23 protein-coding genes and 1 pseudogene are annotated in these 23,177 nt (G+C 70.7%); 16 read left to right on the top strand and 8 right to left on the bottom strand.

The window, feature by feature from the left end; genetic code table 11:
* Positions 1 to 32: 32 nt before the first annotated feature.
* A complete protein-coding gene (locus ACFQMF_RS07530) occupies positions 33 to 1,046 on the bottom strand; it encodes a lysylphosphatidylglycerol synthase transmembrane domain-containing protein (protein ID WP_256409517.1) in 1,014 nt (337 codons plus the stop codon).
* Positions 1,047 to 1,201: 155 nt separating this feature from the next.
* Between ACFQMF_RS07530 and ACFQMF_RS07525 the strand changes: the two genes are divergently transcribed.
* From ACFQMF_RS07525 to ACFQMF_RS07505, 5 genes are all read left to right on the top strand, one after another.
* Positions 1,202 to 2,080 (top strand): hypothetical protein, encoded by an 879-nt coding sequence (locus tag ACFQMF_RS07525; RefSeq protein WP_256409516.1) that lies wholly within the window; start codon positions 1,202 to 1,204, stop codon positions 2,078 to 2,080.
* A gap of 49 nt (positions 2,081 to 2,129) precedes the next feature.
* A complete protein-coding gene (locus ACFQMF_RS07520) occupies positions 2,130 to 3,143 on the top strand; it encodes a glycosyltransferase family 4 protein (RefSeq protein ID WP_256409515.1) in 1,014 nt (337 codons plus the stop codon).
* Between the two features lie 97 nt (positions 3,144 to 3,240).
* Entirely contained in the window at positions 3,241 to 4,017 is a 777-nt protein-coding gene (proC, locus tag ACFQMF_RS07515) for a pyrroline-5-carboxylate reductase (RefSeq protein WP_303654777.1), read from the top strand.
* The gene (proB, locus tag ACFQMF_RS07510; protein WP_256409514.1) at positions 4,007 to 4,891 is read left to right on the top strand and encodes a glutamate 5-kinase; all 885 of its coding nucleotides are present in this window, start codon (positions 4,007 to 4,009) and stop codon (positions 4,889 to 4,891) included. Before proC ends, proB begins: the two co-directional genes overlap by 11 nt.
* Entirely contained in the window at positions 4,884 to 6,221 is a 1,338-nt protein-coding gene (locus ACFQMF_RS07505) for a glutamate-5-semialdehyde dehydrogenase (RefSeq protein ID WP_256409513.1), read from the top strand. The genes proB and ACFQMF_RS07505 overlap by 8 nt, the downstream gene beginning before the upstream one ends.
* Before the next feature lie 66 nt (positions 6,222 to 6,287).
* On the opposite strand, the gene ACFQMF_RS07500 is transcribed toward ACFQMF_RS07505, so the two are convergent.
* Complete coding sequence (locus ACFQMF_RS07500) at positions 6,288 to 6,941, bottom strand: potassium channel family protein (RefSeq protein ID WP_256409512.1); 654 nt, start codon at positions 6,939 to 6,941, stop codon at positions 6,288 to 6,290.
* A 3-nt stretch (positions 6,942 to 6,944) separates the two neighbouring features.
* Complete coding sequence (locus ACFQMF_RS07495; protein WP_256409511.1) at positions 6,945 to 8,399, bottom strand: APC family permease; 1,455 nt, start codon at positions 8,397 to 8,399, stop codon at positions 6,945 to 6,947.
* A gap of 213 nt (positions 8,400 to 8,612) precedes the next feature.
* On the opposite strand from ACFQMF_RS07495, the gene ACFQMF_RS07490 reads away from it, so the two are divergent.
* From ACFQMF_RS07490 to ACFQMF_RS07450, 9 genes are all read left to right on the top strand, one after another.
* Positions 8,613 to 9,266: a potassium channel family protein gene (locus ACFQMF_RS07490; protein WP_256409510.1), complete on the top strand. Its 654-nt coding sequence runs from the start codon at positions 8,613 to 8,615 to the stop codon at positions 9,264 to 9,266.
* A gap of 230 nt (positions 9,267 to 9,496) precedes the next feature.
* Positions 9,497 to 10,330, top strand: a complete 834-nt coding sequence (locus tag ACFQMF_RS07485) for an MBL fold metallo-hydrolase (RefSeq protein ID WP_256409509.1) — start codon at positions 9,497 to 9,499, stop codon at positions 10,328 to 10,330.
* A gap of 106 nt (positions 10,331 to 10,436) precedes the next feature.
* On the top strand, positions 10,437 to 12,128 hold the full coding sequence (locus ACFQMF_RS07480; RefSeq protein WP_256409508.1) for a hypothetical protein: 1,692 nt from the start codon (positions 10,437 to 10,439) through the stop codon (positions 12,126 to 12,128).
* A gap of 107 nt (positions 12,129 to 12,235) precedes the next feature.
* Positions 12,236 to 13,141 carry a hypothetical protein gene (locus ACFQMF_RS07475; protein WP_256409507.1) on the top strand — a complete coding sequence of 302 codons (906 nt, stop codon included), beginning with the start codon at positions 12,236 to 12,238 and terminating at the stop codon, positions 13,139 to 13,141.
* A gap of 495 nt (positions 13,142 to 13,636) precedes the next feature.
* Positions 13,637 to 14,017, top strand: coding sequence for a DUF5805 domain-containing protein (locus ACFQMF_RS07470; RefSeq protein ID WP_256409506.1), 381 nt, complete (start codon positions 13,637 to 13,639; stop codon positions 14,015 to 14,017).
* Complete coding sequence (locus tag ACFQMF_RS07465) at positions 14,010 to 15,044, top strand: tyrosine-type recombinase/integrase (RefSeq protein WP_256409505.1); 1,035 nt, start codon at positions 14,010 to 14,012, stop codon at positions 15,042 to 15,044. Before ACFQMF_RS07470 ends, ACFQMF_RS07465 begins: the two co-directional genes overlap by 8 nt.
* A gap of 279 nt (positions 15,045 to 15,323) precedes the next feature.
* On the top strand, positions 15,324 to 16,010 hold the full coding sequence (locus ACFQMF_RS07460) for a PH domain-containing protein (protein ID WP_256409504.1): 687 nt from the start codon (positions 15,324 to 15,326) through the stop codon (positions 16,008 to 16,010).
* The gene (locus ACFQMF_RS07455; RefSeq protein ID WP_256409503.1) at positions 16,007 to 16,537 is read left to right on the top strand and encodes a PH domain-containing protein; all 531 of its coding nucleotides are present in this window, start codon (positions 16,007 to 16,009) and stop codon (positions 16,535 to 16,537) included. The genes ACFQMF_RS07460 and ACFQMF_RS07455 overlap by 4 nt, the downstream gene beginning before the upstream one ends.
* A 151-nt stretch (positions 16,538 to 16,688) precedes the next feature.
* Complete coding sequence (locus ACFQMF_RS07450; protein WP_256409502.1) at positions 16,689 to 17,783, top strand: radical SAM protein; 1,095 nt, start codon at positions 16,689 to 16,691, stop codon at positions 17,781 to 17,783.
* A gap of 46 nt (positions 17,784 to 17,829) precedes the next feature.
* Here ACFQMF_RS07450 and ACFQMF_RS07445 read toward each other — a convergent pair.
* The 3 genes and pseudogenes from ACFQMF_RS07445 to ACFQMF_RS07435 all read right to left on the bottom strand — a co-directional run.
* Positions 17,830 to 18,129: pseudogene (locus ACFQMF_RS07445) on the bottom strand (LEA/WHy family protein); the annotation flags it as partial.
* 52 nt (positions 18,130 to 18,181) lie between these two features.
* The gene (locus tag ACFQMF_RS07440) at positions 18,182 to 18,379 is read right to left on the bottom strand and encodes a DUF5800 family protein (protein WP_256409501.1); all 198 of its coding nucleotides are present in this window, start codon (positions 18,377 to 18,379) and stop codon (positions 18,182 to 18,184) included.
* 70 nt (positions 18,380 to 18,449) lie between these two features.
* Positions 18,450 to 18,635 carry a DUF5786 family protein gene (locus tag ACFQMF_RS07435; protein WP_256409500.1) on the bottom strand — a complete coding sequence of 62 codons (186 nt, stop codon included), beginning with the start codon at positions 18,633 to 18,635 and terminating at the stop codon, positions 18,450 to 18,452.
* Between the two features lie 139 nt (positions 18,636 to 18,774).
* On the opposite strand from ACFQMF_RS07435, the gene ACFQMF_RS07430 reads away from it, so the two are divergent.
* Complete coding sequence (locus ACFQMF_RS07430; RefSeq protein ID WP_256409499.1) at positions 18,775 to 20,013, top strand: polymer-forming cytoskeletal protein; 1,239 nt, start codon at positions 18,775 to 18,777, stop codon at positions 20,011 to 20,013.
* 26 nt (positions 20,014 to 20,039) lie between these two features.
* Here ACFQMF_RS07430 and ACFQMF_RS07425 read toward each other — a convergent pair whose 3' ends face one another.
* Positions 20,040 to 20,807 carry a ribonuclease H-like domain-containing protein gene (locus tag ACFQMF_RS07425; protein ID WP_256409498.1) on the bottom strand — a complete coding sequence of 256 codons (768 nt, stop codon included), beginning with the start codon at positions 20,805 to 20,807 and terminating at the stop codon, positions 20,040 to 20,042.
* 86 nt (positions 20,808 to 20,893) lie between these two features.
* Between ACFQMF_RS07425 and ACFQMF_RS07420 the strand changes: the two genes are divergently transcribed.
* Complete coding sequence (locus ACFQMF_RS07420; protein ID WP_256409497.1) at positions 20,894 to 21,667, top strand: SOS response-associated peptidase; 774 nt, start codon at positions 20,894 to 20,896, stop codon at positions 21,665 to 21,667.
* 33 nt (positions 21,668 to 21,700) lie between these two features.
* Here the strand turns inward: ACFQMF_RS07420 and ACFQMF_RS07415 are convergent, their stop codons facing one another.
* On the bottom strand, positions 21,701 to 23,143 hold the full coding sequence (locus ACFQMF_RS07415; protein ID WP_256409496.1) for a small ribosomal subunit Rsm22 family protein: 1,443 nt from the start codon (positions 23,141 to 23,143) through the stop codon (positions 21,701 to 21,703).
* Positions 23,144 to 23,177 lie beyond the last annotated feature (34 nt).

Here is a 23,177-nt window from a genome sequence, read left to right as displayed (position 1 = left end):
GCGGCCGTTCGTCCGCCCGGGACTGCGCCCCCTCACCGCACCGCGTCGATCCCGAGCGCCGAGACCGAGAGCCCCCCGATCAGCATCGGGAGCCAGTAGACGGCGCCGCGGAACACGAGCACGGCGGCGGTGACGGTCGACGCGGCGACGCCCGTGGTGGGAACGAGCAGCGCGACGAACGCCGCCTCGATCCCCCCCAGTCCGCCCGGCAGCGGGGTGGCGCCAGCGACGTACGCGAGCGGGACCGCGAACAGCGCGACCTCCGGCGCGATCGGGCTCCCGACGGCGGCGAACGCGACCGCGAGCGCCGTCGCCTGGAGCGTCCAGCCCGCCAGCGAGAGGGCGACCGCGGCCGCGAGGCGGCGGGGGCTCGTGCCGACGCGCTCGATGTCCGAGAAGAAGTTCTCTAGGCGCGTCGCGAGCGCCGCCTCGACCGCGGCCGCGTCGAACCGCTTCAGCCGACCGAGGAGGCCGCCGACGGCCGCGGGGAGCCGATCGACGATGGCCCGGTGGTAGCGCCAGCCGAGGGCGATCGCGGCCGCGATCGCCGCGATCAGCGCGACGGCGACGCCGACGGCGACCCCGAGGCGCTCGCCGACGGCCGCGGTGGCGGCGTAGGCGCCGACCCCGAGGAACACCAGCGAGATCGAGGGGACGACGTTGAGCACGTCGACGCTGGCGATGCCGACGAGCCCCGTCTCGTAGCGCGAGCCCGACACCTTCGCGATGAGCGCCGCGGCGACCGGCTCGCCGCCGGCCTGGCCGAAGGGAGTGACGTTGTTCGCGAAGACGGCGCCGGCGTACACGAGGAACGACGTCGCGACCGGGAGGTCGACCTCGACGGCGCCGAGGACCGTCCTGAGCATCAGGCTCCACGCGAGCAGCCAGCAGAGCGCGATCCCGAACGTCGCCGCCACCAGCCCGCGGTCGGCCGCGAGCAGCGTGTCGACCACTCGGTCCGCGCCGACGACGACGAACAGCACCGCGAGGATCGCGACCGCCGCGACTCCGCCGATCACCAGCCCGCGGCGACGCGTCCCGTCCATACCGCCACTGCGTCGCTGGCGAACTTGAAACGTCTGATCGCGGCCGTCGGCGCCCGGTCCCGGTCGTCCCGGCCGCGTCCGGCGGTCCGCTCCGCCGGCCGCCGACCGCGCACCAACAGGAATACAACGGTCGGTCGGGTACGGTAGCGCAACCTATGGAAGACCAGCGGTTCCTCGAGTCCGAGTGGGATTACTGTCTGGTCCTCGACGCGTGTCGCTACGACGTGTTCGAGGACGTGTACGACGAGTACCTCGACGGCGACGTGGAGAAGCGCCGGAGCGTCGGCTCGTCGACCCCGGAGTGGGCCTACCGGACGTTCACCGGCGACCACGACATCGCCTACTTCTCCGGCAACCCCTTCATCAACGACCTCGGGATCCCGCTGAACGAGCTGAAGTGGGGCGCGAGCTGCGACTACGAGTGGACCGCCTCCGACCACATCAGCGACATCCACGACGTCTGGAAGACCGGGTGGGACGACGACCTCGGCACGGTCCCGCCCGAGGGGCTCGCGGAAGCGTACCGGAACAACCTCGACGCCGTCGAGCGCGCCGACCGAACGGTGCTCCACTACATGCAGCCGCACGCCCCGTACCTCTCGCGCGGGAAGGGGCAGAAGCTCAAGCAGATCCAGAAGGGGATCAAGCGGCAGGAGGAGGAGGAAGGCGGAGCGGGCGACGCGGCCGAGACCGACGGGGACGGCGGCCTCCTCTCCTCGCTCAGCGACACGGTCCGGCCGAAGATCGAGAGCCGGCTCGACGACAGCGAGTTCGCGCAGAAGGCGGGGCTCTGGCTGGAGCTCGACCCCGCGGACCTCGTGAAAGACGGCACCCGCGTCACGGCGCTCCGCCTCTACGAGGAGAACCTGCGGATCGCGCTCGAATCGGTCGCGGAGCTCGTCGAGGAGCTGGACGGCACCGTCGTCGTCACCGCCGACCACGGGGAGGCGTTCGGCGAGGAGGGCGTCTGGGAACACCACATCGAGACGCACATCCCGCCGCTGATGGAGGTCCCGTGGCTGGAAGTCGAGTGAGCGCCGACGCGGCCCGCGACGCCGCCGTCGCCGCCGACGCCGCGACGCGATGAAGGTCAGCCACTACTTCGAGTTCGAGGACCGCGTCACGGGCGGCATCAAGGAGTCGGTCGTCCACCAGCGCAAGATGCTCGACCGCGAGGGGATCGCGTACACGACCGAGCCGACCCTCGACGCTGACGCGTTCCACTGCAACCTGATGGGACCGCGCTCGGTGTGGTACGCGAAGCGCGCCCGCGACCGCGGCGTGCCGGTCGTCGCGCACACCCACGTCACGGCCGAGGACTTCGGCGACAGCTTCCGGTTCACGAACGCGCTCGCGAGGCCGCTCAGGCCCTACCTCAGCCGCGCGTACGGGCTCGCCGACGCCCTGGTCTGCCCCTCCGAGTACAACCGCGGCGTGATCGAGGGGTACACCGACCGGCCGACGACCGTCATCTCGAACGGCGTCGACCGCGAGAAGCTGGCGGGCTTCGAGTCGCTGGAGGACGAGTACCGCGAGCGCTACGACCTCGACCCGCCCACCGTCTTCCTCGTCGGCCACGTGATCAAGCGGAAGGGGTTAGAGACGTTCGTCGAGGTCGCTCGCGCGCTCCCCGACGTCGACTTCGCGTGGTTCGGCCCGCTCGACCTCTCCCTGAAGGGCCGCGAGACGACCCGGCTCATCGAGGGGTCGCCCGACAACTGCACGTTCACCGGGTTCGTCGACGACGTTCGAGGGGCGTTCGCCGCCGGCGACGTGTTCCTGTTCCCGACCCACGAGGAGAACGAGGGGATCGCGCTGCTGGAGGCGATGACGGCCGGGAAGGCGGTCGTCGTCCGCGACATCGAGACGTTCTCGTGGCTCGACGACGGCGAGGACTGCCTCAAGGTCGACCCCGCCGACGGCGACTCGGGGGGCGACGCCGGGTCGGAGGTCGCGGCCTTCGCCGACGCGGTCCGGCGGCTGGAGGACCCCGCGCTCCGCGAGCGGCTCGGGTCGAACGCGGCCGCGCGCAGCGAGGCGTTCTCGCTCGACGCGATCGCGGCGGAGTACCGGTCGCTGTACGAGCGGCTGATCTGACCCCCGTTCGGGGGGCCGAGCCCCTCTCGACGCCACCGGTCGGGGTCTCGCCGAAACCGCAGTTGGTATGACCCTGAGCGTACTCCCTGCAGGTAACATGACACGCGTGAGCGTCATCGGCTGCGGAAACATGGGGGGTGCCCTGCTGCGCGGCCTCGCGAGAACCGGCTCGTATCACCTGACGGCGATCGACCTCGATCCCGACGCGCTCGCCGCCGTGGAGGACGTCGTCGACGAGACGACCGACGACGTCGACGCGGCGAAGTCGGCCGACGTCGTCGTGCTCGCGGTGAAGCCGGACGTGGCCGAGCACGTCCTCGACGACCTCGACCTCGGCGCCGACCAGCGGCTCGTGACGCTGGCCGCGGGGCTCCCCCGGGAGTTCGTCGCGGAGCGGACCGCGGCGGGCGTGGTCCGGATCATGCCGAACCTCGCGGCCGAGACGGGCGACATGGCCGCGGCGGCGACGGAAGAGGGCCTCACCGACGAGGTCCGCGCGATGCTCGACGACGCCGGCGAGTTCGTCGAGGTCGACGAGTCGCTGATGGACGTCTCGACCGCGGTCAACGGCAGCGGCCCCGCCTTCGCGTTCTACCTCATCGACGCGGTGAAGCGGGCCGGGATCGACGGCGGGCTCGACCCCGAGCAGGCCGAGACGCTCGCCGCGCAGACGTTCAAGGGCGCGGCCGAGACGGTGCTCCGCGACGACCGGAGCGTCGACGAGCTCATCGACGCGGTCTGCTCGCCCAACGGGACGACGATCGAGGGGATGGAGGTCCTGTGGGACAGCGACGCCGACGAGGCGGTGATCGACGCCGTCGCGGCGGCCGAGGAGCGCTCGCGGGAGCTCGCCGAGGCGTTCGATGACGAGTGAGGGCGTCGCGGTCGGGGCGGTTGACGCCGAGGCCGTCGAGCGCACGCGGACCGCGGCCGCCGAGGCCGACCGCGTGGTGGTGAAGGCCGGCACCAACTCCCTGACCGACGAGGAGTCCCGGCTCGACCGCGTGAAGCTCGACAAGCTCGTCGCCGACGTGATGGACCTCCGGCGGCGCGGCAAGGAGGTCGTCCTCGTCTCCTCGGGGGCCGTCGGCGCCGGGATCGGCCGGCTCGGCAACGGCGGCGGGAGCGCCGCGGTCGACGTCGACGAGGGGCGCGACGAGATCGAGGAGAGCCAGGCGTTGTCGACGGTCGGGCAGAGCCTCCTGATGCGCCACTACACGCAGAGCTTCGACCGGTACGACCAGCCGGTCGCGCAGATCCTCGTGACCGGCGCCGACCTCGACACGCCCGAGCGGTTCGACAACTTCACGAACACCGTCGAGACCCTCTTAGAGTGGGGCGTCGTCCCCGTGATCAACGAGAACGACGCGGTCGCGACCGACGAGCTGCGGATCGGCGACAACGACATGCTGTCGGCCTCGGTCGCCATCGCGCTCGGCGTCGACCTGCTCGTCACGCTCACCGACGTCGACGGGGTCTACACCGGGAATCCGAAGCGCGACGCGGACGCGGCGCTCATCGAGGCCGTCGGCGCGAACTACGACGCCGTCCGGGAGCTCATCGGCGAGAGCACGACCTCCGAGTTCGGCGGGATCCAGACGAAGGTGGAGGGCGCCCGCGACGTGGCGGAGCACGGCGCGCCGGCGGTCATCGCCGGGTCGGCGACGCGGGACGTGCTGGAGCGGATCGCAGCCGGTAAACCGACGGGCACGCTATTCGTGCCGACAGCGGGTGAGACCAATGAGTGAGACGACCGAGGTCGAGCGGGACACGGACGAACTGATCGAGGCGTCGGGGCGGGCCGCCCTGCGGCTCGCCAACGCCGACGAGGCGACCCGGAACGACGCGCTCCGGTCGATCGCCGACGCGCTCCGCGCGAACGAGTCGGCGATCCTCGACGCGAACGCGCGGGACGTCGAGGCGGCCGAAGAGATGCTGGCGCGCGGCGAGTACACGCAGGCGCTCGTCGACCGCCTGAAGCTCGACGCCGCGAAGCTCGAGGACATCGCCGAGATGGTCGAGTCCGTCGCCGAGCAGGCGGACCCCCTCGGCCGGACGCTCGCGGCCCGCGAGCTCGACGAGGACCTGGAGCTGTACCGCGTGTCGGTGCCCATCGGCGTGGTCGCGACCGTCTTCGAGTCGCGGCCGGACGCGCTCGTCCAGATCGCGGCGCTCGCGCTGAAGTCGGGCAACGCCGTCATCCTCAAGGGCGGCAGCGAGGCGAGCGAGTCGAACCGCGTCCTCCACCGCGTGATCCGCGAGGCGACCGCGGACCTGCCGGACGGCTGGGCGGGACTCGTCGAGGCCCACGAGGAGGTCGACCGCCTCCTCGAACGCGACGACGCGGTCGACCTGGTGATGCCGCGGGGCTCCTCGGAGTTCGTCTCGTACATCCAGGAGAACACGCAGATCCCCGTGCTCGGCCACACGGAGGGCGTCTGTCACGTCTACGTCGACGACGACGCCGACCTGGAGATGGCCGCCGACGTCGCCTTCGACGCGAAGGTCCAATACCCGGCCGTCTGCAACGCGGTCGAGACGCTGCTCGTGCACGAGTCCGTCGCGGCCGACCTCCTCCCCGACCTCGTCGAGCGCTACGAGGAGGCGGGCGTCGAGCTCCGCGGCGACGCCGCGACCCGCGAGATCGTCGACGTCGGCGCCGCGACCGACGACGACTGGGACGCGGAGTACGGCGACCTCGAACTGTCCATCAAGCTCGTCGGCGACGCCTACGAGGCGGTCGACCACGTCAACGCGCACGGCTCGAAACACACCGAGTCGATCGTCACGGAGGACCGGTCGACCGCCGACGCGTTCATGACCGGGATCGACGCCGCGAGCGTCTTCCACAACGCCTCGACCCGCTTCGCCGACGGCTACCGCTACGGGCTCGGCGCCGAGGTCGGCATCTCGACCGGGAAGGTCCACGCGCGCGGCCCGGTCGGCCTGGAGGGGCTCACCACGTACAAGTACTACCTGGAGGGCGACGGCCACCTCGTCGCGAGCTACAGCGGCGAGGACGCGCTCCCGTTCGCCCACCGCGAGCTCGACGCGGAGTGGGAGCTCGGCGGGGAGTGAGGGCGTCGCAGTCCGTCTCTTTCGGTACGCGACCCGACCCGCCGGGCCGGTTCCGCCCCCGAGACGCTACCCCTGCATCAGGTTCATGACCTCGTCGGCGACCTCGGACTCGACGGCGACGACGTAGCGCTTCCCCGGCGTCAGCGTCGTGTCCGGACGGGCGACCCGGTGACCGTCGGCGTCGGAGACGACGAGTGTCCCCTCTGGAAAGCGGACCTCGGTGAGCGACTTCCCCGCCGCCGGCGCCCCCTCGGCGACGCGTATCTGCATGATGTCGAGGTCGCCCGTCACGTCCGCGAGCGTCTGGACGTCGTCGCCCACCACCTCGTTCGCCGCCACGCGGGCGCCGGCGCGCTCGGGGAACAGCACCGCGTCGACGAACCGCGTGTACGACTCCCCGGCGGCGCGGTCGATCCGGGCCACCGTTCGGATCGACGAGGACAGCTCCTTGGCGGCCAGACAGACGGCGAGGTTCAGTCCCGTCTCGCCGGTGAGCGCCGCGATCACGTCGGCGCGCTCGACGCCGGCCTGCTCGACGATGTCCGGGTTCGTCGCGTCGCCGCGGACGACGGTCGCGACCCACTCGTCGGCGATCTCGGAGACGATCCGCTCGTCCCGCTCGATTATCGTCACCTCGTGGCCGCGGTCCGCGAGGATCTCAGCCGTCTGAAAGCCGACGCGTCCGCCGCCCGCGATCACGACGTCGAGTGAGCTCGTCATGGGTCAGTCTTCGGCCTCCGGGGTGATTTCGGTGTCGGCCGCCGCGGAGCCGGCGTCCGGCTCCGCGCGGAACCGGTTGAGCGCGAGGTACGCGGCGCCGCCGAGCAGGATCCACGCCGCGCTGAGCGCGAGCGCAAGCGGGTCCGTCCGGAGCAGGTACTCGACGAGCACCCCGGTCAGGACCAGGTTGAGCGCGATCCCGATCAGCGGCGGCGCCGGGTAAAACGGCATCTCGTAGGGGCGGTGCATGTTCGGGCGCTCGCGGCGGAGCCTGATCGCCGCGACGTTGACGATGACGAACGACAGCAGGAAGAAGAGGCTCGACATGTTGCCGGCGCTCTGGGTCGGCAGCGCGACCGAGCCGAGCATGACCACCGCGCTGGCGAGGATCGCCACGAACGGCGTCCCGTAGCGGTGGTGGATCTGCCCGAACGAGGGGAGCAGCTGGCCCTCGCGGCCCATCGAGAAGGCGACGCGCGAGGAGGCGATCACGACCGCGTTCAGCGCGGTCAGCGTCGAGAACACCGCGCCGAAGACGACGAGCGCGCCCCCGTTCCGGATGATCGGCAGTCCCGTGGGCATAAAGGAGGTCGCGGCCGCGGCGATTCCCGCCTCTCCCGCCTCGGCCAGCCCGCTCGCGCCGAGCGTCCCGATCGCGACGGCGACGACGGCCAGGTAGACCACGACGGTCACCGCGAGGCTCACGAAGATCGCCTTCGGGATGTTCTCGCGGGGGTTCTCCACCTCCTCCGTGACGGTCGTGATGAGGTCGTACCCCTCGAAGGCGATGAACGTGAGGCCCATCGCCGGCAGGACCGCGCCCGCGCCGCTCCCCTCCGGGAACAGGGGCTGGAACTCCGCGCCCGAGAACATGGGCGACGCCAGCCCGAAGGCGACGAACACCAGCAGGATGGACACCTTGATGATCGTGAACACCGTCTCGGCGCTCCCGCTGGCGGCGGTCGAGACCGCGTTGAGCGCCACCAGCCCGAGCACCGCGACGAACGCGAGCAGGAAGCCGACCGGGAGCGCCGCGTCGACGACGGGCAGGGCGACCGCGCCGACCTCCCCCGGCGGCGGGACGATCTCGTAGACGTGGAGGAGTTCGAGGAAGTTCGGGGCGAACCCGAGCGCGTACAGTGCCCCCGCGATCATGTACGCGAACCAGAGCATCCAGCCCATGATGAACGACGAGAGGTCGTCGAAGATCTCCCGGACGAAGGCGTACCCGCCGCCGCTCTTGGGGATCGAGCTCGCGAGCTCGGCGTACGACAGCCCCGTGAACGCGGTGACGACCCCGTTCAGCGCGAAGACGACGATGGCGGCCGGGCCGGCGATCTCGGCCGCCAGCCCGGTCAGCACGAAGATGCCGGCGCCGATCATCGCCCCCATGCCGATCATCGTCGCGTCGAGCAGCCCGAGCTCGGCCTCGGGGGACCGAGTCTGACTCCCGCTCATCGGTCGGACCGATCGTTTCCTGTGTCGTCCATCGTGCAGTTGAAGCGGCGATTATGCAAACACTTCATTTGTCGGGTGGATTCTGCTGTGTCAGTAAATGTGATCCACTCTCATAACGTTTTATCCGGATGGCGGACGAGGCCCGAAACCGATGGTGCGGACGCATCGGAGCCCGAGACCGATCGATACCGACGCCGACCGCGAGTCGCCGCGATGACCCGGCCGAAGCGGTTCGTCATCGCGGGCGGCGGGCGCGTCGGGCTGCAGGCGGCCGAGAACCTCACGGACCGGGGCCACGACGTGGTGTTGATCGAGGTCGACGGGGAGCGCGTCGAGGCGCTGTCGGACGCGTACCTGGGGCCGGTCATCCACGGCGACGCCACGCGCGCGTCGATCCTGAGGCAGGCGGACCTCGCCGGCGCCGACGCGATCGCCGCGCTCACCGACGAGACGGAGACGAACATGGAGATCTGCATGACGGCGCATCACCTCTCGCCGTCGATCCGGACGCTCGCCCGGTCGGAGGCCCGGAGCGAGGAGGGGCGCGACGAGGTCGTCGACGCCACGCTCATCCCGACATCGCTCGGCGGCGACCACGCGGCCGACATGCTCACCGGCGAGGGGATCCGGACGCTCGTGTTCCCCACCGCGGAGCTCGACATCATCGAGGTCACCGTCACCGAGTCGGCCCCGGTGGCGGGGCGCCGGCTCGAAGAGGTCGCCCTGCCGACCGGGAGCCTCCTCATTTCGACCGCCGACCGCGAGGCGCTCGCCGGTCCGGGGACGATGTTAGAGCCCTCGGAGCGGTACATCCTCGCCGTCGAGTCGGACGTCGTCGACGAGGTCGTGAAGCTCTTCCGCGGGTGAGCGGGGCCGGCGGACGCCTACGCGCCCGCGGCGAGGACCCGGGATCGCGCCCTCGCGACCGTCCGTCCGCGCGCCGTCGAATTCATATAGCGATATGTGATTTACGCGTTCGACGTCGGACGGACTTCCGTCGTTTGCAGACCCACGCGATTCGGCGACGGTGTCAGTATCCCCCCGAAATCCGAGCGCACTCCGGAATCGTTACCCCGGACGCCCCCGCAGCGACTGCCATGGCCGACTCCGACTGGGGCGACTGGCTGCCGCGCGCGGTGGCCGACGCCGACCCCGACACGGTGGCGCTGTGGTACCTGGGCTGTAACGGCTTCGCGATCAAGGGGAGCGAGGGCACCGTCCTCTGGATCGACCCGTACGTGGGGACGGGCGACCCGCCCCGCACGGTCCGGATGATCCCCGTCCCGTTCGATCCCGCCGACGTCGACGAGGCGGACGCGGTGCTCGCGACCCACGAACACACGGACCACGTCCACGGGCCCTCGCAGGCGCCGATCCTCGCGAACACCGACGCCGACTTCGTCGCGCCCGACGACTCGCTCGCGGTCGCGCGCGAGGAGGAGCGCTGGACCGACGAGTGGGACGTCGACGAGGCGGCCTTCCTGGAGGTGACCGAGGGCGACGAGCTGCGGATCGGCGAGTTCACGGTCCACGTCGTCGAAACGCATGACCCGGACGCCACGCACCCGGTCGGGTACGTGATCGAACACGACGCCGGCACCGTGTTCCACGCCGGCGACAGCAAGCCCGCGGCGTCGTTCCCGGGGCTCGCAGACGAGTTCGACGTCGACCTCGGAATCCTCGCGTTCGGCTCCGTCGGCAATGTCCCCGACAAGGAGACGGGCGAGCCGGTCCGCACGAAGTGGTACAGCGACGAGAACGAGGCCGCGGAGGCCGCGAACGACCTCGAACTGGACCGGCTCGTCCCGACGCACTGGGACATGTGGAAGGGGCTGACGGCGGACCCGACCGCGCTCCACGAGCACGTGCGGAGCTTCGAGCACCCGAACCGGCTGGAGATCGTCGAGATCGGCGACCGGATCGACCTGTAGGCGGTCCAGTCTCGCCGGGTGAGGCCGCGAGTCCCGGGCCGCGGCGGTTATCAGCGCCGAAACGCGGCCCGTGGAATTTAAGCCCCTGCTCCGGGAGGGTCTCCGTATGAGCGAACGGACGGCAGAAGCGACGACGACCGTCGACGAGGACGGTATTCGCGTCGAGAAATCCTTCACCGACGACGCGTTCCCCGTGCCCGCGGTCACCTACGAGCTCTCCTCGACCCGCGACGACCCGGTGCGGGTGCGGATCGTCGACCGCATCCCGGAGTCGTTCCCGATGGACCGCATCGGGTTCCACCCGGAGTACGAGAGCGAGAACTGGACGGCGTACAAGGACCACCGCGTCGAGTTCGAGCGCGTGCTCGACCCGGGCGACGCCGTCGAGACGGTGTTCGGGATCCGCGACGACGACCCGGACCTCGACGGGTTCCTCGGCACGCCCGTCATCGAGCACGTCCCGGTCGGCGAGGAGATCGAAGACGTCCTCGGCGCCGGCGACACGGACGCCGTCAGGGAGGTGCTCTCCGGCGATCGCGCTACCCTTCCGGGGATGGAAGACCAGGTCGCCGACGCGGGAACCGACGAGGCGCCGCCCGCAGAGACGGCGGAAGCGGACGCCGGAGATACGCCGACCGCCGAGGGCGACGACGTGGCCGTCGGAGGCGACGAGACCGACGCCCCCGAGCCGCGCACCGTCTCCGCGGTCGGCACCCCGGCGGTCACGGTCCGCGATAGCGAGTCGTCGGCGTCGACCGAGGCCCCGGACGACGCCGACGACCCGGCGGTGACGGGCGATTCGGAACCGGCGTCCGAACCCGACGAGGGTGTCGACGCCGACGTCGAGGACGAGGCCGACGGGGAGACCGAAGGCGACGAGGAGTTCGGGGTCGACGAGGGAACCGCGGCCGACGAGCCCGGAGACAGCCGGAGCGACGCGCCCGCGGCCGGCTCCGGGCCGGGAGCGGCCCCCGAGGACGGCGTCGCGGCCGCGCTGGCCGCCGAGATCCGCGCCGGCGAGGTCGCGGAGGAGGACCTCGACACCCTGAGCGAGGAGCTCGACGTCGGGGTCCCGCGGAGCGTCGACGTCCGGATCGCTCGCCTCCAGTCGAGCGTCGCCGACATCGAGGCGTACGCCGACGCGCTCGCGGAGTTCATCGACGGAGAGGGGACGGCGCGCGAGATCCTCGACGAGCTCGACCGGAAGGTGGAGCGCGTCGAGTCCGAGATGGACGCCCTCGACGAGCGGGTCGACGCGGCCGACGCCGACCGCGAGGACCTGCGCGAGGCGGTCTCGGAGGTCGACGACTCCGTCGACGCGGTCTCGACGGAGGTCGACGCCGTCACGGAGCGCGTCGACGGCGTCAGCGACCGGGTTGACGGGGTCGAAACGACCGTTTCGAGCGTCGAGGACGCCGTCGACGACGTGGAGGCGACGGTCGGGGACGTGACCGACGACGTCTCGCGGATAGACGAGCGGACCGCCGCGCTCGACGAGGCGCTCGACGACGTCGACGACGACGTCGAGACGCTGTACGAGGAGGTCGACGACGCCGCCGCCGCGGCCGAGGCGACGGCGGACCGCGTCGAGGACGTGGAGTCGCGACTGGGCCGGTTCGACGAGGAGTTCGACGACCTCTGGGACGACCTCGCGGAGGTCGACACCCGGTTGACGGAGGTCGAGGACCGGCTCGGGGAGGACCTCGACGACGTGGAGGCCGAGCTCGACGAGATCAACGACCACCTGGAGGAGCTGGAGGCGTTCCGGGAGCGGCTCAACGAGGCGTTCGGGCCGTAGAAGGCGTCTCGACGGGACCTCTCTTCGTTGCGAGCGCGTCGGACGGGAGCCTCGGTCTCCCGACGGAAAGCGCAACCCGTTTCACCCGCGGCGACCCACCTCGGACAATGAGCGAACCGGTACCGGTCGCCGTCCCGCGGAAGGGCCGGCCCCTCGAAGCGGTCCTCGAACGGATCGCGACCGTCGGCCGCGACGACCGGCTGGAGCGGCTCGCGGACGGCGTGAGCAACACGCTCCGCTACGAGAAGGCGATCACGAAGGACCGCGTCGAGGCCGAGGCGGGCCCCTACGAGCGGCTCGCCGAGTACTCCGACCCGAACGCGCCGACGGAGCCGGAGTTCACGCTGCTGCGCGACGACCGGGACGGGAAGCCGCGCCGGATCGTCTTCGACGCCGCCACGGTCGACCTCGGCGACGTCAGCCTGAAGCTCGTCGGCCGCGAGGAGCCGTTCCGCGCCCTCCGCACCCACGAGTTCGCGCTCGGCTTCGACTCGGCGGACCTCGTCTTGGAGGAGGTCGTCGGGATCAGACCGGAGGGACTCGGCGAGATCGCCGACGTCAACGACCGGATCGACCCCGTCGACACCGACGTTCGGGTCGTCAACGGGCTCGGAGACACCGTCTATCACACGCTGATGGCTCGCCCCGATCGGCTCCGACCCGGAACCGACCTCGACCGCGCGTTCCTCGCCGACTACGAGGGGTCGTTGTGTATCTCGCCTCGGTACGAGCGGCTGGTCACGGCGGTGCTGGGCACGGACGCGCTCGACGGGATCGACTTCGTCTATCCGAAGCCGGACGAGGAGGAGGAGGCGGGCATCGCGCGAACCGGCGTCGGCGTCTACCTCACCGTCACCGGGTCGACGGCCCGCGACCACGGGCTCGTCGTCGGGGAGCACCTCTTCCCGAGCGAGACCGTCCTGATGCGGAACGCGGCCGAGGGCGACCCGCGGGTCGAGCGCGCGATAGCCGCCCTCGACGCCGAAGACGCGACCTCCGAGATCCGGATCTGATCCCGGCAGTTTCTATAGCGGTATTCGATACATCTGTTGCGGGCGATCCACGACACCGCGAGCGGTCGGTTCCGTCGTGGGAAACCATCCGTTCCGAGTGAGGCGCCGAGGAAGTCGGGAGCGACGAACGACCAGCATACCGGGCTGGCGATGCCCTGCCCCACCTCGCGACGTCGCGTTGGATCGAGGCTGGGAGACGGATAACGAGGCGAGACGGATGATGAGGCGAGATGGATAACGAGGGAGAAAGATGACGACTCGACTGATCGGAGAACCCGAGTGGGATCGCACGGGGTTTTTCTGACCGCCGAAATACGACCGATTTCGAAAATTAATATCCCTATATCTAATACTACAAGCCAAATTCTTGGAACCAGAATTTCATATACATGGTCTAGAACGGCGAATTTGGGGGACTAGAACCCAGTATAAATGACCTTATCCGGATATCTGGGATAGATTGAAGTCGGCGGCCCGAGAAGCGGAACGCGAACGATGAGCGACGACCGCCGCTCGGTGAAGACGTACGTTCCCGCCGAGCAGAAGGATCGGTGGCGAGAGCACGCGGACGAGCTCGACATGTCACAGAGCGAGTTCGTCAGGACGATGGTACAGGCCGGTCGTCGGGGATTCTCGACGGTCGACTCGAAGACGGCCGCCGAACCCGGTCCGTCCGGGTCTAACCCCCAGGGTGAGAGCCTCGAAACCAGGGTGGAAGCCGCGCTCGCCGACGGGCCGCTCTCGTGGGACGAGCTCGTCGAGCGAGTGGTCGGGGACTTCGAGGATCAGTTGGAGGAGGCGCTCGACGCGCTGCAGGACCGGAACCGCGTCAAGTACAACGGGCGAAAGGGCGGGTACACCCTCAGCGATGAGTAGCGCCCGCGCGCCGGAGGAGGTCTCGGACCCGGTGGGATACTTCGTCGACGACCTCACGTACCACGGCAAGACGGAGCGCACCCGAGAGTCCTACGAGCGCGTCCTCCGCCGGTTCGAGGCGTTCCTCGGCCCGGAGACGACGCCCGCGTCGGCGACGCACCGCGACTGCATGTCGTTCGTCCACTCGCTGCGCGGCGACGTGGCGGACAGCACGGTGGCGACGTACGCCGCCTACCTCCACCGGTTCTACGGCTACATGACGGAGGTCGGCGTCTTCGAGGGGAACCCCATGACGCTCGTGATGGAGGAGATGGACGAGACGGTCGACAAGGACCCCGCTCGGCGCGACATCTCCGTGCCGGCGATGCGCGAGTTCGTCGCCGGTGTCCGCCACCCGCTCCATCGGGCCCTCGTGGTGACGCTGCTCAAGACCGGGATGCGGGTCGGCGAGTGTTGCAACCTCGACCTCCGTGACCTCGCCGTCGACGACCCCGAGCTCCGGGACGCGTACGATCTCGGGACGCGAGCGGTGCTCTCGGATCGCCCGAACTCGCTGTACGTGACCCCCGACGCGTCCGTCGGCGAGGAGCTGAACGGCGAGGTGCGGACGGCGTCGAACAAGCGCAAGCGCGGGACAGTGATCCCCGTCGACGACGAGCTCGCCCGGACGCTGAAGCGGTGGCTGGCGATCCGGCCGGACAGCCCCTCGTCGGCGGATCCGCTGTTCGCCGGTACGGCCGAGGGGTGGGGGGAGCGACTCGACCCGCAGGCGGTACGACACGTCGTCGAGCGGTACGCCCGCGAGGCGGGCTGGTATCGGACCGGCGGCGGCGCCGCGGAGAACGTCACGCCCCACTACTTCCGGCACTTCTTCACGACGCACCTGCGCGACCGGACCGGCGACCGCGGCGTGGTCAAGTACCTTCGCGGCGACGTCGCCGATGACGTGATCGACACCTACACGCACAACTGGGGCGACCAGGTCCGGGAGACGTACGAGGCGAACGTCTACCGACTGTTGGAGTGAGTTGCGGGCCGCAGTGGTATTCCGTCGGTCTATCATCGACAGATTTCCGTCGTGATTTTCATAGATAAACCATATTATGTTATATCGAATTTGAGGTCGAGACCCGCCGAAGGATATCGGCGAAATCGCGCCGCGCAACGGCCGAGATCGGCCGGAAGAACGGGAAACGACTGGAAGCCCGTCTCGGCCGGATTCGAGCCGAACGCCGGTACTCGATTCGACGGGACGCCTTCCGGCCGTCGGTACGGTTTTTTGACTCGCCCGCGTACCGGGCCTCGCATGTCCGATACGGCCCTCCGGGACGAGCCGAACGGCGGTTCGTCCGACACCGTGGATATCGACTTAGACTGGCTCACGCTCGAAGACGGCGAATCGATCCTGTGGGCGAGCACGCCGCACAGGTACAGCGTCGTCCCCGCGTTCATCGTCGGGATTCCGCTCTCGCTCGTGCTCATCGGTCTCCCGGTCCTCGCGGCGGCGTACCTCCAGTACCGGAACACGAACTACGTCGTGACGAACCGGGGCCTCTACAGCAAGCGGGGCATCCTCTCTCGTGACGTCCAACAGATCGGGTTCGACAAGGTGCAGAACACCTCCTACTCCCAGTCCGCGCTCGGGTCGTCGTTCGGGTACGGCTCGGTCGACGTCAGCACGGCCGGCGGCTCGGGCGTCGAACTGCAGTTCAGGAGCATCCCGGACCCGGCGTCCGTCCAGGAACTGATCGCGAGGGAGGTCGACCGCCGACAGGGAAGCGAGCGGGACTCGACCGCCGAGGACGACGTGCTGAACGAGATCCTCCGGGAGCTCACCGCGATTCGACGAGCGGTGACCGACGGCTCCGAGAGGTCGAGAGGCGAGAGCGCGCGGGACGGAGACGGAGGGGCCGAACGCGCCCCGCCGACCGGCGACGGCGCGTCGGTCGAGCGACCGTCGACGGACACGCGACCGTCGACGGACGAGCCATGAGCGACGACTGGTGGTACCGACGCGACGACGAACGCGTCGTCTGGCGAGGCCGACCGCGGCTCTCGGCGGCGCTCCCCGAGACCGTCGTCGGGGGCGCGGTGGTCGCGCTCGCGGTCGCGGGCGCGGCGACCGTCGATCCGCGGCTCGTCGCGGGGGCCGTTCTCGGGGTCGGGATCGCCGCGTGGGCGGCGCTCAGAGTGCGACGGACCCGATATCTGCTCACGGACCGGGCCCTGTGGGCCAGACGCGGCGTGCTCGGGCTGACCGTCAGGCGGGTCGGCCTCGAAAAGGTGCAGAACACCGCGTACACCCAGTCGATCACCGGGTCGGCGTTCGGGTACGGGACGGTCGCGATCGAGGTCGCCGGCGGTCCCGACCTGGCGTTCCGGCGGGTCAGCGACCCCCGAGAGGTCCAGACCGCCGTCGCCGAGCGCGGCGGCGAGACGGACGACGCGGTCCCCGGATCGATCGAGCAGTGGCGGTCGGTGCTGCGGCTCGTCCGCGAGATTCGGAGCGCAGTCGAATAGGAGTCCGGCGAACGAGGCCGTCTGGCGGGCGACCGTCCCCCGAGACGGCGGACCGGCGGCGGGTTCGATTCGCGTCCGGCGGGAGTGACCTTCCCTGAACACGTTCGGGGTGTCGGCCAAGGCGGTACGAGTCGTACCCCGATGAGAGCCCATGTTCGACGACCTCGACACGGACCGGCGCCCGCTCGTCCTGATCTGGGAGGTGACGCAGGCGTGCGGCCTCGCCTGCCGTCACTGTCGGGCCGACGCGAGGCCGGAGCGCCACCCCGACGAGCTGACGACGGCGGAGGGGAAGCGGCTCCTCGACGACGCCGCGGCGTTCGGCGACGGCCAGTTGGTCGTCCTCTCCGGCGGCGACCCGCTCGCCCGGGACGACCTCGTCGAGCTGGTGGTGTACGGGGACGAGCTCGGACACCGGATGACGATCACGCCGAGCGGGACGGGGTCGCTGACCCCGGACCGCGTCGAGGCCCTCGCCGACGCGGGGATCCGGCGAATGGCGCTCAGCCTCGACGGGGCGACCCGCGAGAGCCACGACCGGTTCCGCGGCGAGGAGAGCTTCGCGGACACGCTGACCGCGGCGCGGGCGGCCCGCGAGGCGGGGCTCCCGCTACAGGTCAACACTACCGTCTGCGCGGAGACCGTCGACGAGCTGCCGGCGATCCGCGACCGGGTGCGCGAGCTCGGGGCGGTGCTCTGGAGCGTCTTCTTCCTCGTCCCCGTCGGTCGTGGGCAGATCCTCGACCCGGTCTCGCCGCGACGCGCTGAGAGCGTAATGGAGTGGCTCCACGACGTCGCCGAGGCGGAGCAGTTCGGCGTCAAGACCACCGAAGCGCCGTTCTACCGGCGAGTCGGGCTCCAGCGCGACGGCGACGAGACCGGCAGTCGCCGACGGGGCGGCATCGCGGCCGGGCGGGGCTTCGCCTTCGTCAGCCACACCGGCGAGACGTACCCGTCCGGGTTCCTCCCGGAGTCCGCGGGCAACGTTCGGGACCGATCCGTCGTCGATATCTACCGGAACGCGGAGCTGTTCGAGTCGCTCCGGGACCCGGACGGGTTCGCCGGGAAGTGCGGCGCCTGCGAGTTCCGGCACGTCTGCGGCGGCAGTCGCTCGCGCGCGTTCGCGGCGACGGGAGACCCCCTCGAAAGCGATCCCCTCTGTCCGTACGTGCCGGAGGGGTACGAGGGGGAGCTCCCGGAGACGCTGGCGGACGGTGAGTCGGGCGTTCGAGACGCCGCCGACTGAGGGTGCGGCCCGGTCGGACGCGTTCGGAACTCCGTTACAGCGGAAGCACTCCGTCGTCGCCGTCGTCGGTCCCGTCTGTGGTGTTATCGTCCGTGGAGCCCTCGTCGATGACGCCGTCGAGGCCGACGCCGACCGGGTTCGGGTTCGCGACGGTCAGGTCCGTCTCGACCTCGGTCGTCTCGTTCGTGACGTCGCCGAAGCTGTTGTCCACGGCCGCGACGCTCGGCACACCGAGTATCCCGAGCGCGAACGCGCCGCCGACGGCGGCTCCCGCGATCAGGAGCGCGACGAGCGCGGCTCTGCGCTTCGAGCCCGTGAGCGCCGCGAGCGCGTCTCCGGAGTCCATACCCCGGCGAATCCGGTCGGCGCGTAAAATCGTACCGCTTCGGGGAGTCGGCCTATAGCACGTCGCCGATCCGCACGGGCTCGCCGTCCAGCTCGGGCTCCTCGGCGACGATCCGGAGGACCTCGTGGTCGGTGACGTCGCGGAACCCCTTTCCGGTCGCCTCCTCGATCAGGTCCTTCTCCAGCTCGAACTCGGTCCCCTCGTAGACGACGTCGACGCCGTCGTCGGTGAACGTCAGGTCGGTGCTCATGGAGCCTCGTAGGCGGCGATCGGATAAAAGGGGCGTGACACGGTCGGGACGGCGATCCGGGCGGAACGGCCTACTCGTCGTCGTCGCCGTCGCCTTTCATCTCCGAGAGCCGACCGACCAGGTCGTCGGTCGAGGCGCCGCCCTCGATGGAGACGTCGCCGTCGTGGTCGTGCTCGTGGACGTTCACGGCGCCGTCGTCGTCGGTGTCCACGTCCTGGTCCTTCTGCTCGCTCTCGTCGTACGATCCGAATCCCATACCCGAGCCTCCGGCCCCGAACTGAAAAGGGTAGTGACCTGGTCCCGGGAGCGCGGCGACCCGACCCCGGGCCGCGTCGGCGTCCGACGGGCGTCTGACGCCCCACACGGTTTATAATCGCGGAGGGAGTGCTCCCGGTGTGTCGCTGCGAGGAGACGGTCCGATAGAGGAGCTCGCGGTCCCGGACGGGACGACCGTCGAGGAGCACGACCTCGTCGTCGACGGCGACGTGCTCGTCGGCGGCCAGTCGACGGTGGAGTTCGGGCTCCGCGGGCGCAACGTCGCCATCGGGGAACGCGTGCGCGTCGGGAACGACATCGAGGCCGAGGGCGACTGCCGGCTCGACACGTGGTGTACCGTCGACGGCAACGTGCTCGTCGGCGAGGACGCCTACCTCGGCGAGCGCGTGACCGTCACCGGCCGGCTGATGGTCTCCGGCGACCTCGACATCGGCGACGACGTGTCGATCGAGGAGGGGTTCGAGGCGAACGGCTGGATCGTCATCCGGAACCCCGTCCCCACCATCGTCTTCTACTTCATCGTCCTCTCGCAGCTCCTGCGCGTCGGCGAGACCGACGCGGCCGACGAGCTCGCGGAGGCGCTCGCCGACGGCGACGACGTGCGCGACCCCCTGTTGGTCCCGCGCGGCGCCGAGATCTCCGACGACGCGTGGCGCGTCTCGACGCCCGCGACGGTCGGCGACGACTGCCGGCTCCACGGGAACCTCCGCGCCGAGTCGGTCCGCGTCGGCGAGCGCAACGAGGTGTTCGGCTCGCTCCGCGCCCGCGGGGAGATCGCGGTCGGCGCGGAGACGGTCATCCACGGCGACGTCACCACCCGCGGCGGGACGGTCACGATCGAGGCGGGCGCGCGGGTGCTCGGCGACGTCTCCGCCGGCGACCTCGTCGTCCACGACGGCGCCGAGATCGACGGCTCGCTCCGCGCTCGCGGCGAGATGAAGCTGGTGCAGGAGGCGCGAGACGAGCCGGACGAGGGCGGCGAGGCGGCCGACGAGGAGACGGCCGATGACGGTGAAACTGACGACGGCGAGACGGACGACCAGGAGGCCGGAAGCGCCCAGGGCGACGACGAGAGCGTTGAAGCCAGCGAGAGCGCCGAAGCCGAAGAGGGCGCCGAAGACGACGCAGAATCGACGGAAGGCGAATCGGAGACCGGCGAAGTACCGTCAGAGGGCCAGCCGATCGCAGACGCGGAAGCCGTCGCCGGCGGGGAGACCGAGAGCGACGACGAGCCGGAGGGTGACGACGGATCGGCGACCGACGACGACTCGGCGACCGACGAGTCGACTTCCGACGGGAGCGCTCCGGAGTCCGAGGCGGTCGAGACCTCGGCCGACCCCGACCCGGGAGCGACGTAGCCGACGCGGTGTCGTCGGTCGCGGTCCTACTCCGACTCGGCGGTCGGGCCGACGAACACGTCCTCGTGGAGCCGCTCGCAGACGGCGTCGGCGAGCGTCCGGAGGTTCTCGGTGTCCTCGCGGTTATACGAGACGAGGGTGTCGAGCGCGTCGTCGTCGCCGCGCTCGTACTCGCGCCAGAGCCGGACGGCGTCGCGGCCCGACAGGTCCGGGCGGTCGCGGTCGATCCCGATCTCCTCCTCGATGGGTTTCAGCCCCCCGGAGAGCCCGATCCGCTTGCAGGGGTACATCAGGTCGAGGTGGGGCGTGTCGACGTCGATCCCGAAGGAGGTCTCCAGGAAGGGGACGTCGAACCGCGCGCCGTTGAACGTCGCGAGCAGGCTCGCGTCCGCGAACCGCTCGCGCAGGCGGTCGGCGGTGAGGTCGTCGCCGGCGACGAGCGTCGTCGTCTCGCCGTCTCGGTGGAAGCTCACCGTCGTCACCCGATTGCGGTGCTCGTCCAGGCCGGTCGTCTCGATGTCGAAGAAGCAGGTCTCCTCGCGGAAGTTCTCGTAGAGCCGCCAGCGCTCCCCGCTCGGGAACGCGCGGTCGAAGTAGGCCGCGTCGCCGTCGTCGAGGCGCGTCAGCGCCTCGGCGATGAACGACTCGATCCGGTCGGCGGTGGTCGAGCCGACGCCGGCGACGTCGACGGCGGGGTCGAACTCCTCCCACGTGGTGACGCCCTCGCGCCACAGCCGGCGCTCGGTCGTCTCGCCGACCCCCTCGACCGGGATGAAGCTGTTCTCGATGCGCATACCCGACCGCGGCGGCGCGCGGGCAAAAACCCGACGGGAGGCGGCGACGCGATTTATGCCGCCGCGGACCGAACCCGGGGACACGCATGTGCGGCCGCTACACCCTCTTCACCCCCGCCGCCGACCTCGAGACCCGGTTCGGCGCCGACTTCGGCGAGTTCGAGCCCAGCTACAACTGCGCGCCCGGACAGGAGCTCCCGGTGATCGCCGACGAGTCGCCCGACCGCGCGACCCGGATGGAGTGGGGGCTCACCCCCTCGTGGGCGGACGAACCGTTCGACCTCATCAACGCCCGCGCCGAGACGGTCCGCGAGAAGCGGAGCTTCGCCGACGCCTTCGAGCGCCGGCGGTGTCTCGTTCCCGCCGACGGCTTCTACGAGTGGGTCGAGGGCGGCGGGCCGAGCGGAGCCGACGGGCGGAGCGGGGCCGGCGGACGGGGCGATGGCGGGGGATCCGGGAAGACCCCCTATCGCGTCGCCTTCGAGGACGACCGCCCGTTCGCGATGGCGGGGCTCTACGAGCGGTGGGAGCCGCCGGAGCCCGAGACGACGCAGACGGGGCTCGGCGCGTTCGGCGGGGGATCGGCCGAGGGGGGCGAGGACGAGGCCGATGGGCCCGTGGAGACGTTCGCGGTACTGACGACCGAGCCGAACGAGCTCGTCGCCGACCTCCATCACCGAATGGCGGTGATCCTGGACCCGGACGAGGAGGGGACGTGGCTCCGCGGCGACCCCGACGAGGCCGCAGCGCTGCTGGACCCCTACCCGGCCGACGAGCTGACCGCGCATCCGGTGTCGACGCGGGTGAACTCCCCCGGCGTCGACGCGCCGGAGCTGATCGAGCCGGTCGGCGCGGAGTGAGGGCGCGCGGTCGCCGCGGGGCTCCGGCTCGACTCAGGGCGCGACGAGGTCGACGACCGTCTCGTCGTCGACGACGACGTTGTACGCGCCCTCGTCGTCGTTCCAGAGCACCAGGCCGTTCTCGACGAAGACGACCGCGCCGTAGTCGGCCCGCCGGAGGTCCTCGTTGAGCGCGGTCTCTCGCGTGCAGACGAGGTAGTGGTCGACCGTCTGCGAGCCGTCGCCGACGCGGTAGAGGGCGTTGTCGCCCGCGCTGAGGTCGTGGCTGAGCTTCACCGCGAGCAGGTTCACGCGGTCGGTGACGTGCGCCTCCGAGTCCGCCATCCGCGCGCAGCGGTCGTCGCTCGCCCGGACGTCGACGCGCCGTTTCCCGTCCGGGCGGAGGATCGCGTACGCGAACTGCACGTCGACGTTGACGAACTCGCCCGGCTCGTCGGTCGCGCCGCGCTCGGCCGCCTCGTCGAGGCGCCGCTGGAAGGGGGGGACGTCGAGGTCGTCTGCGACGTCGAACGACCAGCCGCCGTCCCAGGGCGTCGCGTCCGGCCAGAGCCGGAGCGTGGGCGCGTACGTCTCGACGTCGCTCGTCGGGGTCACGACCGCGCGCTCGACCTCGCGGAGCCCCATCGCGGTGTCGCGGTCGGCGGGCGCGAAGGCGACGACGCTCCCGTCGTCGGCGAGGCGGTCGAGCGCGGCCTCGACGACCGCGACCGGGTCCGCGAGCTCCGAGAGGACGTTCCCGAAGACGACGAGGTCGAAGGGGTCGTCGGACGCGGACTCGGCTTCGTTGCCGCCGGTCCCGAGGAACGACTCCGCGGTCGCCCCGTGGACCGTCGTCCGGAAGTTGCGGCCGGTCTCGTCGAGCAGCCGGTCGAGCACGTCGGCCGCGGCGCTCGGCTCGACGGCGTGGTAGTCGACGACCGCGTCGTCGGGGAGGTAGTCGTGGAGGCCGAGCGCGGGGCCGCCGACGCCGGCGCCCACGTCGAGGACGCGGAGCGTCCGGTCGAGCAGCCCGTTCTCGACGAGGTCGTCGAGGACGTACCCGACCGTCGCGTAGTAGGCGGGGAGGTGGTAGACGCCGTAGCCGAGCGCCGCGGTTCGGTCGTACTCGACGTCGTTCCCGCGGAGGTAGTCGCTCTTCAGCCGCCGGACCGCCTCGCGCAGCTCCGCGCCCGACTCGCCGCGGTGCCAGTTCGCGCCGAACTCCTCGACGAGGAGGTCTTCGAGCGCGAACGCGTACTCCTCGGGGAACGCCGTCGGCGCCCAGCCGGGATCGGGGATCGGCCCCTCGGGGACCGGTTCGAAGCTCCCGTCGTCGCGCTCGCGCAGCCGGAGGTCGAACGCCTCCTCGCGGAGCGTCTCGCGGACGACCGCCGGGTGCGGCGTCCCCTCGACGTACTCCGCGATCTCTTCGGGGTCGATCGGCCTGACGTTGCGCAGGTAGTTGGCGTTGTTCCGGACCGCCTCTCTGTCTATCATGGGATCACTGTGGGCGTCGGTCGGTCGCTCGTGG

It is taken from the genome of Halorubrum rutilum, from assembly GCF_042665015.1.
Lineage (GTDB): Archaea > Halobacteriota > Halobacteria > Halobacteriales > Haloferacaceae > Halorubrum > Halorubrum rutilum.
Note: the sequence above shows the minus strand (reverse complement) of the source record. Positions and strands in the feature narration are given on the sequence as shown.

What these genes read in the sequence shown, in the direction of transcription:
- ACFQMF_RS07500 (WP_256409512.1), bottom strand. Translation starts at nt 6,941, where the DNA reads ATGACGAGCTCACTCGACGTCGTGATCGCGGGCGGCGGACGCGTCGGC.
- proB (WP_256409514.1), top strand. Translation starts at nt 4,007, where the DNA reads ATGACGAGTGAGGGCGTCGCGGTCGGGGCGGTTGACGCCGAGGCCGTC.
- ACFQMF_RS07470 (WP_256409506.1), top strand. Translation starts at nt 13,637, where the DNA reads ATGAGCGACGACCGCCGCTCGGTGAAGACGTACGTTCCCGCCGAGCAG.
- ACFQMF_RS07475 (WP_256409507.1), top strand. Translation starts at nt 12,236, where the DNA reads ATGAGCGAACCGGTACCGGTCGCCGTCCCGCGGAAGGGCCGGCCCCTC.
- ACFQMF_RS07415 (WP_256409496.1), bottom strand. Translation starts at nt 23,143, where the DNA reads ATGATAGACAGAGAGGCGGTCCGGAACAACGCCAACTACCTGCGCAAC.
- ACFQMF_RS07495 (WP_256409511.1), bottom strand. Translation starts at nt 8,399, where the DNA reads ATGAGCGGGAGTCAGACTCGGTCCCCCGAGGCCGAGCTCGGGCTGCTC.
- ACFQMF_RS07525 (WP_256409516.1), top strand. Translation starts at nt 1,202, where the DNA reads ATGGAAGACCAGCGGTTCCTCGAGTCCGAGTGGGATTACTGTCTGGTC.
- ACFQMF_RS07440 (WP_256409501.1), bottom strand. Translation starts at nt 18,379, where the DNA reads ATGAGCACCGACCTGACGTTCACCGACGACGGCGTCGACGTCGTCTAC.
- ACFQMF_RS07485 (WP_256409509.1), top strand. Translation starts at nt 9,497, where the DNA reads ATGGCCGACTCCGACTGGGGCGACTGGCTGCCGCGCGCGGTGGCCGAC.
- proC (WP_303654777.1), top strand. Translation starts at nt 3,241, where the DNA reads ATGACACGCGTGAGCGTCATCGGCTGCGGAAACATGGGGGGTGCCCTG.
- ACFQMF_RS07425 (WP_256409498.1), bottom strand. Translation starts at nt 20,807, where the DNA reads ATGCGCATCGAGAACAGCTTCATCCCGGTCGAGGGGGTCGGCGAGACG.
- ACFQMF_RS07490 (WP_256409510.1), top strand. Translation starts at nt 8,613, where the DNA reads ATGACCCGGCCGAAGCGGTTCGTCATCGCGGGCGGCGGGCGCGTCGGG.
- ACFQMF_RS07480 (WP_256409508.1), top strand. Translation starts at nt 10,437, where the DNA reads ATGAGCGAACGGACGGCAGAAGCGACGACGACCGTCGACGAGGACGGT.
- ACFQMF_RS07530 (WP_256409517.1), bottom strand. Translation starts at nt 1,046, where the DNA reads ATGGACGGGACGCGTCGCCGCGGGCTGGTGATCGGCGGAGTCGCGGCG.
- ACFQMF_RS07455 (WP_256409503.1), top strand. Translation starts at nt 16,007, where the DNA reads ATGAGCGACGACTGGTGGTACCGACGCGACGACGAACGCGTCGTCTGG.
- ACFQMF_RS07465 (WP_256409505.1), top strand. Translation starts at nt 14,010, where the DNA reads ATGAGTAGCGCCCGCGCGCCGGAGGAGGTCTCGGACCCGGTGGGATAC.
- ACFQMF_RS07505 (WP_256409513.1), top strand. Translation starts at nt 4,884, where the DNA reads ATGAGTGAGACGACCGAGGTCGAGCGGGACACGGACGAACTGATCGAG.
- ACFQMF_RS07435 (WP_256409500.1), bottom strand. Translation starts at nt 18,635, where the DNA reads ATGGGATTCGGATCGTACGACGAGAGCGAGCAGAAGGACCAGGACGTG.
- ACFQMF_RS07450 (WP_256409502.1), top strand. Translation starts at nt 16,689, where the DNA reads ATGTTCGACGACCTCGACACGGACCGGCGCCCGCTCGTCCTGATCTGG.
- ACFQMF_RS07420 (WP_256409497.1), top strand. Translation starts at nt 20,894, where the DNA reads ATGTGCGGCCGCTACACCCTCTTCACCCCCGCCGCCGACCTCGAGACC.
- ACFQMF_RS07520 (WP_256409515.1), top strand. Translation starts at nt 2,130, where the DNA reads ATGAAGGTCAGCCACTACTTCGAGTTCGAGGACCGCGTCACGGGCGGC.
- ACFQMF_RS07460 (WP_256409504.1), top strand. Translation starts at nt 15,324, where the DNA reads ATGTCCGATACGGCCCTCCGGGACGAGCCGAACGGCGGTTCGTCCGAC.